Origin of the sequence: Pseudomonas frederiksbergensis (assembly GCF_003732705.1) — a bacterium.
GTDB lineage: Bacteria > Pseudomonadota > Gammaproteobacteria > Pseudomonadales > Pseudomonadaceae > Aquipseudomonas > Aquipseudomonas frederiksbergensis_F.
In genome coordinates this window covers 42,191-57,405 of the sequence record NZ_MOBR01000017.1, presented here as the reverse complement: position 1 = coordinate 57,405, position 15,215 = coordinate 42,191, and the positions used below count along the sequence as shown (strand labels likewise).

Here is a 15,215-nt window from a genome sequence, read left to right as displayed (position 1 = left end):
AGACCTGCCCCCTTTCCCCCTCTCCCCTCTGGGGAGAGGGTTGGGGTGAGGGGTGGCTCTTGATCTCAGCGTTGTTTCAGACGGTCAATCACCACCGCCAACAACAGAATCGATCCGCGAATCACATACTGATAAAACGTATCAATGTTCTTCAGGTTCATCGCATTCTCGATGATCGCCAGAATCAACACCCCGGCAATCACGTGCCGGATCATGCCGATCCCGCCGCTCAACGACACCCCGCCCAACACACAAGCGGAAATCACCGTCAGCTCAAAACCCTGGCCAATCATCGGCTGGCCCGAGGTCATGCGCGAAGCGAGGATCACCCCGGCCAACGCACCGATCAAACCGTGCACGGCGAAGATGATGATCTTGGTCCGGTCAACGTTTACCCCAGCCAACAGCGCCGCTTCCTGGTTACCGCCGATGGCCATGGTGTTGCGCCCGTAGGTGGTGTAGTTCAGCAGCCAGCCGAAAAACAGGAAGCAAACAATGGTGATCAAAATCGGCACTGGCACGCCGAACAACTGGCCGTTACCGAAGACGAAGAACTGTTCCTGTGACACGCCCACCGCTTTGCCATTGGCAAAAATGTACGCCAGGCCACGCACGATCTGCATGGTCGCCAGCGTGGTGATCAAGGCATTGACCCGCAACTTGGCGATCACAATCCCGTTGATCAACCCGACGATCAGCCCCATGAACAGCGCCGCCGCGACACCGAGGAATACGCTGTCGGTGTCGCGCATCACCACCGCCGCGACCACGCCGGCACAGGCAATCACCGAGCCCACCGACAAGTCGAAATGCCCGGACGCCAGGCAATACAACATGGTGCACGCGGCAATCCCGGTGGTGGAGATCGCCAGGCCCAGCCCACGCATATTCAGCGGCGAGAGGAAGTTGTCGATCAGCAACGTACAAGCGACAAAGATGCCGATGGCCGCCAGCAGCATCACCCAGTCATCGAGAAAACGCCGCAGGTCCAGGGGTTTGCGCTGGGTGGGCAGTGCGTTGTTTTGCATGGTCATCATAGTTACCTCTCAGTTCGCCACGCCGTCAGCGCGTTGGCGCGGCAAAGCCAGTTGCAGCAGGTTGGATTCATTCGCTTCGTCGCGGGACAGCTCGCCGCGCATCGCGCCTTCGCACAGCACCAGGATGCGGTCGGAAATGCCCATGACTTCCATCAAGTCGCTGGACACCACGATCACCGCGATGCCGCTGGCCGCAAGGTTATGGATGATTTGGTAGATCTCGGCTTTGGCGCCGATGTCGATGCCACGGGTCGGTTCGTCGAGCAGCAGGACTTTCATCGGCATCGACAGCCAGCGACCGAGAATGGCCTTCTGCTGGTTGCCACCGGACAGGTACATGATTTTCTGCGACGCGCTGGGCGTCTTCACTTTCAGCGCGGCGATCTGCTTCTCGGCGTTGCCCTTTTCCCATAGGCCGCGCAACAGGCAACCGAAGGTGGAATGGGCGCCGCGTGCGCTGATGTTGATGTTCTCGGCGACGCTGGAGAGCGGCATGATGCCCTCCTTCTTGCGGTCCTCGGGGCACAGCAGAATCCCGGCGGCGATGGCATCCCGGGGCGAGCGCAGTTTCAGTTCATGGCCGCGCAATTCCAGGCGACCCGCCGTGTTGCGCGTCAGTCCGCTGAGCATGCGGAACAACTCGGTGCGCCCTGCCCCGACCAAACCGAACAACCCGAGAATCTCGCCTTTGTGCACCTCGAAACTCACCGGCTCCCGCAGGCCCGGCCCGAGCAAACCGTCGACTTTCAACGCCACTGCACCGCGCTGACGCGGACGGTAATCGTAAATGTCCTGGATATCGCGACCGACCATGCAGGTCACCAACTGGTCGTGGGTCAGTTCGCTCATGTTCTCGAACGTGCGCACAAAGCGGCCATCCTTGAACACCGTCACCGCGTTGCAGATGCGGAACACTTCTTCCATACGATGGGAGACGTAGAGCACCACTTTGCCTTCGTCCCGCAGGCGACCGATGATCGCCATCAAGCGATCGATTTCCCGCGCCGAAAGACTGCTGGTGGGTTCGTCGAACGCAATCACATGCGCACCACGGGACAAGGCCTTGGCGATTTCTACCAGTTGCCGCTGGCCGAGGGACAGGCGCCCGACTTTCTCTTGCGGGTCGATTTCATCGGCCAGGCCCTTGAGGCAGGCCAAGGCTTGCTGGCGTAGGGTGCTGCGATTGATCAGGCCGAAACTGGCCGGCAGATGGCCGAGGAACAGGTTTTCCGCGACGGTCATTTCCGGGACCAGGTGCAGCTCCTGGTGAATCACGGCGACGCGGCTGGCGATGCTGTCGGCGGTGGACTTGAAGGCCATCGTCTGCTCGCCGATCTGCAGGTCGCCGCTGCTCGGGATGTACGCGCCGCCGAGGATTTTCAGTAGCGTCGATTTGCCGGCGCCGTTCTCGCCCATCAAGGCGTGCACCTGCCCCGGATGCGCGACGAAGCTGATGCCGTCCAGCGCCTTCACCCCGGGAAAGGTCTTGCCGATCCCGTTGAAGCGCAAGCTGCCGCCGCTGTGTTGTTGTGTTTGTGTTTGCGCTTGCATAACCACCTCATCACACAGATCAGGCAGCCCCGTCGCCAGGGCCGCCGATGAAATCAACCGGCCTTCAGTTCCACAGGCCGATTTTTTCCAGTTCCTGCTTGAAGTTCTCGCGCGTGATCAGCGTCACCTCGTCCATGGCCGTATATTTCGGCGGCTCTTTGCCGGTGGTGATCCACTCGTACATCATCGCCGCAGTGTTGTAGCCCTCGATATGCGGGCTCGGCAGCATCGAGCCGAAGAAGCCGCTGTTGGGCTTTTTCAGTTCGCCGATGGCGTCGGTGCCGTTGATGCCGATGCCGATCACGTTGGCAGCGGCAAAACCAGCGCTCTCGGTGGCGCGCACGCCGCCCAGTACGGTGTTGTCGTTCATGCCGCCGATGATCAGGTTTTTCGCGCCGCTGGGCAGTTTCACCAGCGCCGAGTTGGTGGCGTCCATGCTGCCCGGGACGTCGAGGGTTTTCTGCGCGGTGTAGAGGATGTGGTCTTTCGGGAAGCCCGCATCGGTCAGCGCTTTGGCTGAACCGTCGGTGCGTTTCTTGCCAGTGTCGAGTTCGTTGAAGGTGTTAATCACGGCGTAGGTTTCTTTCCAGTCCCAACCGCGTTTTTTCGCTTCGGTGGCCATGGCGTTGCCCTGCTTCTCACCGACTTCAAACGCCGCCATGCCGAGGTACGGCACGTCTTCCATGAATTTGCCCTTGGCATCGACAAAACGGTCATCGACCGCGATCACTTTCAAATCGTTGGCTTTGGCTTTGGCCATGATTGCCGGGCCGAGGCCGACGTCCGGCGGGCAGATCACAAAGCCCTTGGCGCCGTTGGCCGCCAGGCTGTCGATGGCCGAAAGGGTTTTCTCGCCGTCAGGCACGGCGATCTTGATCAAGGTGAAGCCTTTGTCCTTGGCGGCCTTTTCCGCGAAGGCCCATTCCGTCTGGAACCATGGCTCTTCCGCCTGCTTGACCAGAAAACCGATTTTCACTTGCTCGGCCGCCAGCAGCGAACTGCTCAGGCTGACCGCCGTGACCGCCAAAGCGGCACAGCACAGGGAACGGATCCCACGACGACGATTCATAAGCTGACTCCTTGTTATTTTTTTTGAGCGTTATTTTGAAAACCGATGCAGCGGTAAAGCATGTAGCCAAAAGTCATATCGTATGATGATTGGATTCCGGGCGGAGTTCCGCGCCTGAATCCGATGTGCTCAGTCGTGGTACATGACCGAGCGACCACCATCGATGGTGATGCACGAGGCGTTGATGAACGGTGCTTCATCGCTGGCCAGGAATACGGCCGTCATCGCCACTTCCATCGGCTGACCGATACGCCGTGGCGGATGCAGATCAAAGGCGCGCTGACGTTCGGCCTGGGGGTCGGCAAAACCGTTCCAGTAATCGACGTTCAGTTGGGTTTCGATGTAGCCCGGCGCGATGGCGTTGACCCGAATACCCTTCGCTGCGTACTCGATGCCCAAGGCACGGGTCAGGCCGAGCAAGCCGTGCTTGGCCACCGGGTACGGAAAGCAACCGGGAATGATGTGGGAAGAATGGGTCGAGGCGATGTTGATGATGCTGCCGACGCCCTGTTCGATCATTTGTGGTAACACGGCTTTGCAGCCGAACCAGGCGCCGTCCAGGTCGATGGCGAAGCAGCGGCGCCAGTCTTCTTCGGTCATTTCCAATGGATCGCGGAACACGTTGACCCCGGCGCAGTTGACCAGCACGTCGATGCGACCGTGGCGTTCGACAGCCAGTCTGGCCATGACGTGCAGATCTGGCTGGTGGGAGACATCAGCCTTGATCGCCTGTACGTCAAAACCTTTGTCCCGCCAGTGGGCCGCGACTTTTTCGACTTTCTCGCCCTGGATGTCGCTGATGATCAGCCTGGCTTGCTGGGAAGCAAAGGTCGCGACAATCGCTTCGCCGATCCCCTGAGCTGCGCCGGTCAACAGCACGACCTTGTTTTTCAGGCGCTCGCCCTTCGGCGGCTCAGGCACCGGCGGCAAGGTAAGAGGCTCAGCCATGGATTACGGCTCCCTTTTCCAGGCACGACAAAAACCGGGCATCTGTCGATGTCCGGCGAAAAAACTGTTTGGAAAATCCCTGCATCACTTCACCTGTTTTGTTTTTTTAAGTGTGAGTGCGTGTAACTGATGGAGCCGACTATAAACCCGACCGCCAAATAATCTCAATATATAATTTTACATCCCATATTTTGGGATTTAACCGGCAAACCTCGTACAGGTTTTTCCTGCTATATCGAGCCGAATCGATAGCACCGCGCCGTCCAATGGATGATTGAGCGGGCTCGCGGCGCTGGTGATGTAGAGGGTTTGCAGGTCTTCGCCGCCAAATACGCAACTGGTGGGGCGGCTGACCGGTAACTCGATCACTCGATCGACCTGCCCTTCCGGACTGAGCCTGAGCAAACAGCTACCGTCCCACCGGGCGTTCCACAGATAACCCTGGGCATCCATCGCCGAGCCATCCGGGCCGCCGCGTTCGTGGGGACCGAACCAGACCTGCGCCGGATCGAGGGCGCCGTCGGTGCGGATGAAATGTTGATAGAGCGTGCGGTCGAGGCTGTCGGCGAAATACAGGCGGGTGGCGTCATCGCTCCACAGCAAGGTGTTGGGAATGCCCAGCCCTCGGAGCAGCGGCGTGACCCGGGCATCGCGGTCGATGCGGAAAAGGCCACCGGAGCGGCGCTCGATGGGCAGGTCTTCGCCGTTCTCGCCGATATTGTTTTGCATGGTGCCGAGCCAGAGCCGACCCAGGGCATCGCAACGGGCTTCGTTGGGGCGATTGCCGGGTTGCGGATCGGCGACGCAGAGCAGGGTCAGGCGCGGTTCCAGGCCGGGGGAATCCAGGTCCAGGCGATAGACGCCGCTGCTCATGGCCACCAGCGCATCGCCGCTTTCGCAGGGGATGAAGGCGGACACGTGTTCCGGCATCTGCCAGATCTGCACGTTGGCGCCGATCAGCCGCAGGGCTTGTTTGCCGGCGATGTCGACCCAGTAGAGCGCTTGGGTTGGCGCGTCCCAAAATGGGCCTTCACCGAGCTGGGCACGGTGTTCGGTAACGGCAGTCCACGTCATGAAACCTCCTTATTGCTTTACCTGTAGGAGCGAGGCTTGCCCGCGAAGGCGATTTAACATTCAACATCTTTGCTGGTCATGAAATCGCTTTCGCGGGCAAGCCTCGCTCCTACATGGGGATTTGGGTTATCAGCTGGCTTTTTTGTCGGCCATGACTTGCGGGTAGAAACGCTTGATGGCCAGGTCGGCGTTGTCGATCAGGGTCATGCAGGCCCACACACCCCGCGCGGCATCCCGGGCGGCGATGGCGTCGGCCATGTCTTTGTGGATCGGTAGCGTACGACGGAGTTCATCCGGATCGGCGGCGGACACTTCAAACGACACCGCCAACAACGCGCCGAGGGCCGGGACCATTTGTTCGATGAATTGATTGTGGCTGGCGGCGAGGATGCACTCATGGAAAAACTGGTCAGCGCGGTTGTAATCGATGCCGCTGTCCACGGCGCGCTCCAGTGCGTTGTAAGCCTGGAGGATTGCCTGGACTTGTTCGACGGTGGCGCGCTCGCAGGCCCAACGCACGGCCATGGGTTCGATGGTGCGGCGCAGGTCGAGCAAGTCGTCGACGAAGTTTTCCGGCAGGCCGCTGCGGGATAGCCAGCCGACGACTTGCGGATCAAACAGGTTCCAGCGTTTTATCGGCAGCACCCGCGTTCCGACTTTCGGCCCGACTTCGAGCATGCCCTTGGCGACCAGAGTCTTGATGGCTTCGCGAATGACCGTGCGACTGACCCCAAGCTGTTCGCCCAGATCGGCCTCAACCTTGATGGTTTCGCCGGGCTTCACCTGGCCGGCAGCAATCCAGCCACCTAGCCAATCGACCGTCGATGCATGAAAACTGCTGGACATGAAAACCTCGAAGCAGGGACGGCAAAAAGCCGTTCGCGATGGAGGCCCACGCTAATCATCATATGATTAAGTGTCAATTTGATTTTATTCGCCGCTTTCGAGGCTCACGGCATTTTTATCCGCAAGATTTGAAGCAACTGGCTTTGTCACCTACGGTTAGCCCGCGACAGATCAGGCAGTCAATAGCATCTGTTCCACCAAAATCCGCTATCGACAGGTATGAGTATGAACATGGATGCGTCTACGCAATACCCGATTGTATTGGTCCACGGCCTGTTTGGTTTCGACACCATAGGCGGTTACCCGTACTTCTTCGAGATCAAGGAAGCCCTGGAACGGGCTGGCGCCAAGGTATATGCCGTTAATATTCCAGCCGTTAACGGCAATGAGGAGCGCGGCGAAAAACTGCTCGAACACGTCAATCGCATTTTGCGGGAGACGGGAGCGGCCAAGGTCAACCTTATCGGCCATAGCCAAGGCCCACTGGCGGCACGCTACGTCGCCGCGCTGCACCCACAGAAGGTCGCGTCAGTCACCTCGGTCAGTTGCCCCAACCACGGTTCGGAAATTGCCGATCAGCTGCATAAGGCGTTGACGCCCGGCGAGTTGCCGGAAGCGGTGGTGCTGGCACTGTTTGCAGCGGTCGGTATCTTTATATCGCTGATCAGCGGCCACCCGGAAAACCCTCAGGATGCCCGCGCAGCCTTCGCATCGTTGACCAGCGAGGGTTTGGCAGCCTTCAACAAGAAGTACCCGCAAGGGGTGCCGAAACACTGGGGCGGGGATGGCAACGAAATTGAAAACGGCGTGTATTACTACTCCTGGAGCGGGATCGTGCAGAACTTTCAGAGTCTGCAACCGCTCGATCCGTCCCATCTGAACTGCATCGTGCTGTCGAAGCTATTTTATAAAGAGAAACATGCCAACGATGGGCTGGTCGGACAGAACAGTTCGCACCTGGGCAAAGTCATCCGTTCGGATTATCCGATGGACCATTTCGACGCGGTCAATCAAATGGCCGGGATCACGAGTTGGAACGTTAGCCCGGTACACCTCTATCTCGAACATGCGGCTCGGCTCAAGGACAAAGGTTTGTAGGCAAAAAAATGGCCCGCTTAATTAGCGGGCCATTTTCATAACAAGATACTTCACCGTTACGGCTCAAGCCCGATGACAAAAAACTCGCCACCACTCCACACCCCCAACCAACGCTGCCCGTCGATTTCACGACTCACCGCCAGCTCCACCAATTGGTAGAACACATTGCGATGGATCAGCGCTTCGAGGTTGGTCCGCACGTGCACGTACGGCGCAGGCTCTTGAGTGACCGGATCGATCACCACGCGAATCGGATGCTCAGCCCCTGCCTCGGCCGTCTCATCGACGTTGGTGGTGAAGCGCAACAGTTGAGCGTCCCCCTCGCCTTCCACTTCCACGGCAATCGCCACGAACGGCGCGTCATCGACCTTAATGCCGACTTTCTCGACCGGGGTGATCAGAAAGTAATCATCGCCATCGCGGCGGATGATGGTGGAGAACAACTTGACCATCGGTTTGCGCCCGATCGGCGTGCCCAGGTAGTACCAGGTGCCGTCCCGGGCGATGCGCATGTCGATGTCGCCGCAAAAGTCAGGGTTCCACAAGTGGACGGGTGGCAAGCCTTTGGTCTTGGGGATTTGCCCCAACAGGTCGTTGGCTTTTTGCGGGCCACTCATGGCGATCTCCTTTGGATTACTGGTCGCTGAGCCCCAACAGGCTGCGAGCGTATTGCTCCAGCGGCGGGCCCAGCAGGTCTTCTGGCTTTTTGTCGTGGAACGTCAGTAAACCGCCACGACTCTTGATCCGTGCAGTATCGATCAAATACTGGGTGCTGGTCTCGATCAACATGATCTGAATCACGCCGCTGTCGATACCGAGGCGATCCACGGCTTCCTGATCAAGCCATTCGTCGGAGTTGCCAATGCGGTCGTCAGCCTTGGCAAACCGCGTGTAGAGCAAGTAATGCGCACCGGCGGCCCGGGCTTCGCCCATGGCGGCATCGAGGCCTTCCGGTGCACGGGCGCGGCGGACCATCGGGAAGTATTCGATAAAGCCGTCGAAGGCTTCTTCCGCCACCACGTTAGGACGCGGATAAGCACTGCCCGGCGGCGCGAAGGCACCCTGGGCGATGTAGATAAAGGAGTCCGGCTGGATGCGGAAGTTGTTCACGCGCTGACTGTTGCTGTGATCCAGCAGCCCCGCGTCGCTCATGTGGTAGCGAACACCTTCGCCCATGTCGCTGACATTCATGCAGCCACCAAGCGCCAAAACGGCCAGCAGCAAAACCAGGCTACGCATCCTACCCTCCAGAGGCCGGTGACGGAAAACCGGCGAATGGGCGTTGGATGCAGCTTCCGCGCCAGCTCAGGATTATCGTCGACTTTATAGAATGCAATCGCGGGCAAGCCTTGCTCCTACAGGTTTGAGGCGTTCGCACATTTGGGTACGACACAAACCTGTAGGAGCAAGGCTTGCCCGCGATAACGCCCGATCAGCCGCCGATAATCTTCATGATGGTCGCACCACCGGAGAACGCCACTTCCTGCTTATCGCCGAGGGCTTTCACCAACAGTCGCTGCAACGCTGGGAGCGCTTGGTGACGGGGTTTGTCCAGAAGGTCGCCAACGTAGTGGCGATTGCTCGACGACAGACAGCCATGCAGCCACCCCGTGGACGACAGCCGCAGCCGTGAACACGTCCGGCAGAACGGCACACTTTCGTTGGCGATCACACCGAAGTAGCCCTGCCCCGGAACCTCGTAGCGCACCGCTGTGGCATCCACCGGCGCGTCGGCTTGCAGGTATTCGTAGCGGTCGCCGATCAGGCTCAGCAATTGCTGAAGGCTGACGAACTGTTGCAGGAAGGCGTTGTTGTCGCTGGCCAGGTGACCCATGCGCATCAGCTCGATAAAACGCAGCTCATAGCCACGCTCCAGACAGTAGTCGAGCAGCGGCATCACCTGATCCAGGTTCTGCCCGCGCAAGGGCACCATGTTGACCTTGATCTTGATGCCGGCCGCCGACGCCTGGTCCATGCCGTCGAGCACCGTCGCCAGATCGCCGCCACGGGCAATGCTGCGGAACGCACTGGCATCCAGGGTATCGAGGGAAACGTTGATGCGACGGATGCCGGCGTCCACCAGCAGCGGCAGTTTTTTCGCCAGCAATTGACCATTGGTGGTCAGGCTGATGTCTTCAAGGCCCATCTGGCCGACGGCGGTCATGAAAGCTTCGAGTTTGGGACTGACCAGCGGCTCGCCGCCAGTGATGCGCAACCGCTCGATGCCGGCGGCTTCGATCAGATACGCTACGCCGCGCGCCATGGCCTCGGCCGACAATTCATCCTGCGCGGCGACCAGCCGCTTGCCGTTCGGCACGCAGTAAGTACACGCGTAATTGCAGGCTGAAGTCAGGCTGATCCGCAAATTGCGAAAACGCCTGCCTTGACGGTCAACGATCATGGATCACTCCGGCTGAAGAATTTTCGGGACCGCTAAAACTTGACTCACAAATCAAGTTTTAGCAATACCTAAGCCTGAGTATATTCCTGCGGTACTGCGCCATGTAGCGAAATAATGGCGCAATCAGCCAGCTGAATGGCTCAGCTGCTTGGGGTGTCGGTGTCGCGCTTGCGTTTGTTGCCCATGCGCACGCCGATATCCATCAGGAACTGGAAGAAGCCTTCCTGATCTTCCAGCACATTGCTCCAGAACGGCGAGTGATACAGCGCCACGGCGCCATGCACCAGCGCCCAGGACGCGCAGTAATGGAAGTACGGCGGCACGTCTTCAAGCTTGCCTTCACTGATCCGGCCCTTGATCAGCAGGGTCAGGCGTTCGAAGTTCGAGGCACGGATCTTGTGCAGCTCCTCGACCATCTCAGGCACCTGGTTGCCCTTGACCACCTTTTCTTCCAGGCGATCGAACAAGCGATAGCGTTGCGGGTCGCGCATGCGGAATTCGAAGTAGGCCCGGGACAGGGCTTCCTTATCCTTGTCGACATCGGCCGAATGCAACAGCTCGTTCAAATCGCGCTCGTAATTGAGCATCAGGCGCAGATAGATCTCTGCCTTGGATTTGAAGTGCTTGTAGATCGTGCCTTTGCCGATACCGACGGCATCAGCAATCATCTCGACGGTGACACTGTCTTCACCTTGGTCGAGGAACAGCTTGAGCGCGGTATCGAGAATTTCTTGCTCGCGGCGACGAAACTCACGGACCTTACGAGGTTCTTTATGCATAAGAAAAGGTCTGTTGGGGTCAAAATTCGAAGCCGCGTATTATGCCTAACTTGCGCCAAAATGCACGGATCATCCGAGCATATCTGTGTTTCTTGATGATTTCACGCAAGGTCGCCGGTTGATGAGAACTCTTCCGAAGCGCAGGTATTCCAAATATGTTTAAAAACCGGGGCGGCTAAACTGGCGTCGTCGCGATACTGATCAATACTTGAACTGTCGGCGAGGCATCTCCCCCAAGTGTCGCGTCGATATAGGTACCAACGGACCGCGTACCTTTGTTTTACTCCTAATGGTCTTAACCCGGATTCACCCCCCAGAACCCGGGTTTTTTTTGCCTGCGATTTAACCTTTCACATGCGCCAACGGGAACAGTCGCTTGAAATTCTCAGTGGTCTGCTCCGCAAATCGCTCATAGGACTCACCGCGCAGCATCGCCAGGAACTCTGCCACTTCCCGCACATATTGCGGCAGGTTCGGTTTGCCGCGATAAGGGATCGGCGCCAGGTACGGCGAATCGGTTTCCACCAGCAAACGGTCGGCCGGCACCTTGCTCGCGACGTCACGCAACGCATCGGCATTGCGGAACGTGACAATCCCGGACAGGGAAATGTAATAGCCCATGTCCAGCGCAGCCTTGGCCATCTCCCAGTCTTCGGTGAAGCAATGCAGCACGCCAGCCTGGGGCAACGCGGCTTCGCGCAACAGCTCCAGCGTATCGGCGCGAGCGCCGCGGGTGTGAATGATCACCGGTTTGCCAGTTTGCTGAGCAGCTTGCAGATGCAGACGGAAAGATTCCTGCTGCAACTCCGCGGCTTCCGGCTCGTAGTGGTAGTCAAGGCCGGTTTCACCAATCGCCACCACACGCGGGTGATTCAATTCCTGCAACAGCCAATCCAGCGCGGGCGCGGCACCGGGTTGCACGTCCAGCGGATGCACGCCGACCGAACAATCGACGTCGTCATAACGCTCGGCCAGGGCTTTGACATCGGCGGCATTGTCGACGCTGACGCCGATGCACAAAAAATGCCCGACCCCGCGCTGGCGGGCGGCATCGAGTGCAGCATCCAAAGAGCCGTCATGGGCGGCGAGGTCGAGGCGATCGAGGTGGCAATGGGAATCTACGAGCATAAAAGGGCTACAACTTACATCGTATGAGTGGGACGGTCGGATTTCAGGGCTCCGGCCAGATGGGTTTCGATTCGACTGCGGGCGGTGTTGTCACCGTCACTGAACTGCACGCCAACCCCGGCGGCCCGGTTGCCCTGAGCACCTTTTGGGGTGATCCAGGTGACTTTGCCAGCGACCGGGATCTTTTCCGGATCATCCATCAGATTCAGCAACATAAACACCTCATCGCCCAACTTGTAGCTTTTGTTGGTCGGGATGAACAGGCCACCGTTCTTGATGAACGGCATGTAAGCCGCGTACAGCACGGACTTGTCCTTGATGGTCAGGGATAAAATGCCGTTGCGCGGCCCGGTGTTGACGGGTTCATTCATGCTGACCTCCATTGCTGTTGCTCAGAGTCTAGTCACTTCTGGCCCGGCAAAGACACCCATTGCACCAGCAGCGCTTCAAGCAGCAGCGCCGGATTGAGGTTGGCCTTGCTCATCACCTTCTGACGCTGGGCGAGGATCCAGTCCTGAATATTCAGCACTTTGCCCTGCCCGGACTTCTGCGCCAGGTATTGGATGACTTTGCGCATGTCCATCAAGCCCAGGCCTTCTTCATCCTGGGTCAACTGATAGCGCAGGATCAGGCTCGACCAGTCGCAGAACCAATCGAACAACAGTAATTGGGGAATGCTTTTCCATTCTTCGGCCAGCTGGGTCGGTGATTTCTGTTGCTTGAGCAACTGCTTCACGCCTTCGACGACCAGCATCCGCTGCTCGCGTACACCCTGGTTCTGCAATTTGACCGCGGCCAACGGCGAACCGGCAGCCAGGGTCAGCAATTCGATGCGCTCGTCCTGTGAGCAATCCGGCAACGCCGTCGCCAGCCACGCCAGGCTCATCGCCTCGCTCGGCAGCGGACAGGCCTGTTGCTGACAGCGGCTCTTGATCGTCGGCAGCAAACGGCTGGTCTGGTGGCTGACCAGCAGCAACACCGTATCGCCGGACGGCTCTTCCAGACTTTTGAGCAAGGCGTTGGCGGCGTTGACGTTCATCGACTCCACCGGCTCGATCAGCACCACTTTGCGCCCGCCCATCTGCGCGGTCTGGACCACGAAGCTAACCAGATCACGCACCTGATCGACCTTGATCGCCTTGTCCGCTTCTTCCGGCTCCAGGATGTAGTTGTCGGGGTGACTGCCGGCCTTGAGCAACAGGCAGGATTTGCACTCGCCACACGCATCCTGCGCGGTCGGGCGCTGGCACAACAAATGCGCCATCAATCGCTCGGCCAATGCACGCTTGCCGATTCCGGCCGGGCCATGCAGCAAATAGGCATGGGCGTGCTGTTTACGCCCCGCCAGTTGCTGCCAGAGCTCGTCCTGCCACGGATAGGCCTCAGCCACGGGTCAGCTCCAACAAACGCGGGAGCAACGCATCCAGGGACTGCTGAACCTGCGGCAGTGGCTGGGCGGCATCCACCAGCACATACCGCGCCGGATCCGCCTCAGCCCGTTTGAGAAAGGCGCTACGTACCGCATCGAAAAAGGTTCGGCCTTCGAGTTCGAAACGATCCAGTCGACCACGAGCACTGGCGCGGGCCAGGCCGACTTCCACCGGCAAATCGAAAATCAGTGTCAGGTCCGGGCGCAAGTCGCCCTGGACGAAGGTTTCCAGAGTCGCGATGCGCTCCAGCGACAAACCGCGACCGCCGCCCTGATAGGCATAAGTCGAATCGGTGAAGCGGTCGCACAAGACCACCGCGCCCCGGGCCAGCGCCGGGCGAATCACCTCGGCCAGATGCTGAGCCCGGGCGGCGAACACCAGCAACAGCTCGGTGTCGGGGTTCATGACTTCGTCCACCGGGGCCAGCAGCACTTCGCGGATGCGTTCAGCCAACGGCGTACCGCCCGGTTCGCGGGTCAGCAGCACTTCGATACCGGCGGCGCGCAGGCGCTCGGCCAGGTATTCGCGATTGGTGCTCTTGCCGGCGCCTTCAGGGCCTTCCAGGGTAATAAACAAGCCAGTCACAGGCAGTCCTTAATCAGAGTCATTGCGGGCTTTGCGGCGTCGGCGCTGGCGCATCCGGTTCGGGCGCGGGTTCTTGCGCCGGCATCGGTGGTACGGATTCTGGCGCAGGTGTCGACTCAGGCGCAGGTGCCGGAGGTGGCTCTTGCGCCGGCACTTGCGGCACCGCTTCGGGTGCGGTATCGGGTGAAGCCGCAGGAATCGGCGTCTCGGCTTCCGGCGTCACGGGCGCGTTAGCCGGTGCCGGGCTGGAACGGTAATCGGCACGGCGCTTGAGCTGAAACTCGCGCACCGCCGAGTTGTGGGCATCCAGGTCATCGGAGAACACGTGGCTGCCGTCACCACGAGCGACAAAATACAGACTGTTGCCGGCCACCGGGTTCAGCGCCGCATGGATCGCTTCACGGCCGACCATGGCAATCGGCGTCGGCGGCAGGCCGGAGATCATGTAGGTGTTGTACGGCGTTGCTTCCTTGAGATGGGCGCGGGTCAACTTGCCGTTGTAACGATCACCGAGACCGTAGATGACGGTCGGATCGGTCTGCAGCATCATGCCCATCGCCATCCGCCGCACGAACACACCGGCGATCTGCCCGCGCTCTTGCGGCACGCCGGTTTCCTTTTCCACCAGCGAGGCCATGATCAGCGCCTGATAGGGTTCGGTGTACGGCGCGTCAGCGGCGCGCTTGTCCCATTCCTTGGCGAGCACTTCATCGAGGCGCTCATAGGCTTTTTTCAGCAGCTCGGCGTCGGTCATGCCACGCACGAAGCTGTAGGTGTCCGGGAAGAAGCGGCCCTCAGGGAAAATCCCGGTATGGCCGAGCTTGTCCATCACTTGCGTATCGCTCAGGCCGGTCAGGGTCTGTTTGAGCTTGTCATCCTTGGCCAGTGCCGCGCGCACCTGATGGAAATTCCAGCCTTCGACCAGCGTCACGCTGTACTGCACCACTTCGCCGCGCTTCCACAGGTCGATCAGGCCGTCGACGGTCATCCCCGGCAGCATGCGGTATTCACCGCTGTGGATCGGTGTGGCGGACAGGTTGAAGCGCCAATAGACGCGCAACCAGAAGGCGTCCTTGATGACGCCATCGGCTTCGAGTCGATAGAAAGTGCGGGTCGGTGTCGTGCCCTTGGGCACTTCCAGCAGTTCTTCCTGGGTGATGTTCAGCGGCTGTTCCAGCGCCGAATGGATTTTCCAGGCCGAAGCGGCTGACAGCAGCCCTGCCAGAACCAGTCCGGTTTCCAGCAGCAGCAAGAGTTTACGTCTCACGT

The 15,215-nt window shown here is 59.5% G+C and carries 16 protein-coding genes; 1 reads left to right on the top strand and 15 read right to left on the bottom strand.

Features of this window, described 5'->3' with window-relative positions:
- Window positions 1-65 precede the first annotated feature (65 nt).
- From araH to BK667_RS18625, 6 genes are all read right to left on the bottom strand, one after another.
- Complete coding sequence (gene araH, locus BK667_RS18650) at window positions 66-1,034, bottom strand: L-arabinose ABC transporter permease AraH (protein WP_123407155.1); 969 nt, start codon at window positions 1,032-1,034, stop codon at window positions 66-68.
- Window positions 1,035-1,046: 12 nt separating this feature from the next.
- The gene (gene araG, locus BK667_RS18645; protein ID WP_123598511.1) at window positions 1,047-2,588 is read right to left on the bottom strand and encodes an L-arabinose ABC transporter ATP-binding protein AraG; all 1,542 of its coding nucleotides are present in this window, start codon (window positions 2,586-2,588) and stop codon (window positions 1,047-1,049) included.
- Between the two features lie 64 nt (window positions 2,589-2,652).
- Window positions 2,653-3,657 (bottom strand): substrate-binding domain-containing protein, encoded by a 1,005-nt coding sequence (locus BK667_RS18640; protein WP_123510060.1) that lies wholly within the window; start codon window positions 3,655-3,657, stop codon window positions 2,653-2,655.
- Window positions 3,658-3,786: 129 nt separating this feature from the next.
- Complete coding sequence (locus BK667_RS18635; protein ID WP_123598510.1) at window positions 3,787-4,605, bottom strand: SDR family oxidoreductase; 819 nt, start codon at window positions 4,603-4,605, stop codon at window positions 3,787-3,789.
- Between the two features lie 198 nt (window positions 4,606-4,803).
- Complete coding sequence (locus BK667_RS18630) at window positions 4,804-5,679, bottom strand: SMP-30/gluconolactonase/LRE family protein (protein WP_123598509.1); 876 nt, start codon at window positions 5,677-5,679, stop codon at window positions 4,804-4,806.
- A gap of 129 nt (window positions 5,680-5,808) precedes the next feature.
- Window positions 5,809-6,525: a FadR/GntR family transcriptional regulator gene (locus tag BK667_RS18625; RefSeq protein ID WP_123598508.1), complete on the bottom strand. Its 717-nt coding sequence runs from the start codon at window positions 6,523-6,525 to the stop codon at window positions 5,809-5,811.
- A 225-nt stretch (window positions 6,526-6,750) separates the two neighbouring features.
- On the opposite strand from BK667_RS18625, the gene BK667_RS18620 reads away from it, so the two are divergent.
- A complete protein-coding gene (locus BK667_RS18620) occupies window positions 6,751-7,623 on the top strand; it encodes an esterase/lipase family protein (protein ID WP_123598507.1) in 873 nt (290 codons plus the stop codon).
- Window positions 7,624-7,679: 56 nt separating this feature from the next.
- Here BK667_RS18620 and BK667_RS18615 read toward each other — a convergent pair whose 3' ends face one another.
- The 9 genes from BK667_RS18615 to mltG form a co-directional block, all read right to left on the bottom strand.
- Window positions 7,680-8,240 carry a DUF1285 domain-containing protein gene (locus tag BK667_RS18615; RefSeq protein ID WP_123510055.1) on the bottom strand — a complete coding sequence of 187 codons (561 nt, stop codon included), beginning with the start codon at window positions 8,238-8,240 and terminating at the stop codon, window positions 7,680-7,682.
- A gap of 16 nt (window positions 8,241-8,256) precedes the next feature.
- Entirely contained in the window at window positions 8,257-8,862 is a 606-nt protein-coding gene (locus BK667_RS18610; RefSeq protein ID WP_123510054.1) for a DUF4823 domain-containing protein, read from the bottom strand.
- Window positions 8,863-9,055: 193 nt separating this feature from the next.
- Window positions 9,056-10,024 (bottom strand): GTP 3',8-cyclase MoaA, encoded by a 969-nt coding sequence (locus BK667_RS18605; protein ID WP_123510053.1) that lies wholly within the window; start codon window positions 10,022-10,024, stop codon window positions 9,056-9,058.
- Window positions 10,025-10,164: 140 nt separating this feature from the next.
- A complete protein-coding gene (locus BK667_RS18600; RefSeq protein ID WP_123598506.1) occupies window positions 10,165-10,803 on the bottom strand; it encodes a TetR/AcrR family transcriptional regulator in 639 nt (212 codons plus the stop codon).
- A gap of 342 nt (window positions 10,804-11,145) precedes the next feature.
- The gene (locus tag BK667_RS18595) at window positions 11,146-11,931 is read right to left on the bottom strand and encodes a TatD family hydrolase (RefSeq protein ID WP_123510052.1); all 786 of its coding nucleotides are present in this window, start codon (window positions 11,929-11,931) and stop codon (window positions 11,146-11,148) included.
- 14 nt (window positions 11,932-11,945) lie between these two features.
- Window positions 11,946-12,302 (bottom strand): PilZ domain-containing protein, encoded by a 357-nt coding sequence (locus BK667_RS18590; protein ID WP_123510051.1) that lies wholly within the window; start codon window positions 12,300-12,302, stop codon window positions 11,946-11,948.
- Between the two features lie 32 nt (window positions 12,303-12,334).
- Window positions 12,335-13,321: a DNA polymerase III subunit delta' gene (locus BK667_RS18585; RefSeq protein ID WP_123510050.1), complete on the bottom strand. Its 987-nt coding sequence runs from the start codon at window positions 13,319-13,321 to the stop codon at window positions 12,335-12,337.
- Window positions 13,314-13,946 carry a dTMP kinase gene (gene tmk, locus BK667_RS18580; RefSeq protein ID WP_123510049.1) on the bottom strand — a complete coding sequence of 211 codons (633 nt, stop codon included), beginning with the start codon at window positions 13,944-13,946 and terminating at the stop codon, window positions 13,314-13,316. Before tmk ends, BK667_RS18585 begins: the two co-directional genes overlap by 8 nt.
- A 19-nt stretch (window positions 13,947-13,965) precedes the next feature.
- On the bottom strand, window positions 13,966-15,213 hold the full coding sequence (gene mltG, locus BK667_RS18575) for an endolytic transglycosylase MltG (RefSeq protein ID WP_123598505.1): 1,248 nt from the start codon (window positions 15,211-15,213) through the stop codon (window positions 13,966-13,968).
- Between the last annotated feature and the right edge of the window lie 2 nt (window positions 15,214-15,215).

Excerpts from the sequence above, each read along its gene's own strand:
- araH (WP_123407155.1), bottom strand. The coding sequence starts at position 1,034 with ATGACCATGCAAAACAACGCACTGCCCACCCAGCGCAAACCCCTGGAC.
- araG (WP_123598511.1), bottom strand. The coding sequence starts at position 2,588 with ATGCAAGCGCAAACACAAACACAACAACACAGCGGCGGCAGCTTGCGC.
- BK667_RS18640 (WP_123510060.1), bottom strand. The coding sequence starts at position 3,657 with ATGAATCGTCGTCGTGGGATCCGTTCCCTGTGCTGTGCCGCTTTGGCG.
- BK667_RS18635 (WP_123598510.1), bottom strand. The coding sequence starts at position 4,605 with ATGGCTGAGCCTCTTACCTTGCCGCCGGTGCCTGAGCCGCCGAAGGGC.
- BK667_RS18630 (WP_123598509.1), bottom strand. The coding sequence starts at position 5,679 with ATGACGTGGACTGCCGTTACCGAACACCGTGCCCAGCTCGGTGAAGGC.
- BK667_RS18625 (WP_123598508.1), bottom strand. The coding sequence starts at position 6,525 with ATGTCCAGCAGTTTTCATGCATCGACGGTCGATTGGCTAGGTGGCTGG.
- BK667_RS18620 (WP_123598507.1), top strand. The coding sequence starts at position 6,751 with ATGAACATGGATGCGTCTACGCAATACCCGATTGTATTGGTCCACGGC.
- BK667_RS18615 (WP_123510055.1), bottom strand. The coding sequence starts at position 8,240 with ATGAGTGGCCCGCAAAAAGCCAACGACCTGTTGGGGCAAATCCCCAAG.
- BK667_RS18610 (WP_123510054.1), bottom strand. The coding sequence starts at position 8,862 with ATGCGTAGCCTGGTTTTGCTGCTGGCCGTTTTGGCGCTTGGTGGCTGC.
- BK667_RS18605 (WP_123510053.1), bottom strand. The coding sequence starts at position 10,024 with ATGATCGTTGACCGTCAAGGCAGGCGTTTTCGCAATTTGCGGATCAGC.
- BK667_RS18600 (WP_123598506.1), bottom strand. The coding sequence starts at position 10,803 with ATGCATAAAGAACCTCGTAAGGTCCGTGAGTTTCGTCGCCGCGAGCAA.
- BK667_RS18595 (WP_123510052.1), bottom strand. The coding sequence starts at position 11,931 with ATGCTCGTAGATTCCCATTGCCACCTCGATCGCCTCGACCTCGCCGCC.
- BK667_RS18590 (WP_123510051.1), bottom strand. The coding sequence starts at position 12,302 with ATGAATGAACCCGTCAACACCGGGCCGCGCAACGGCATTTTATCCCTG.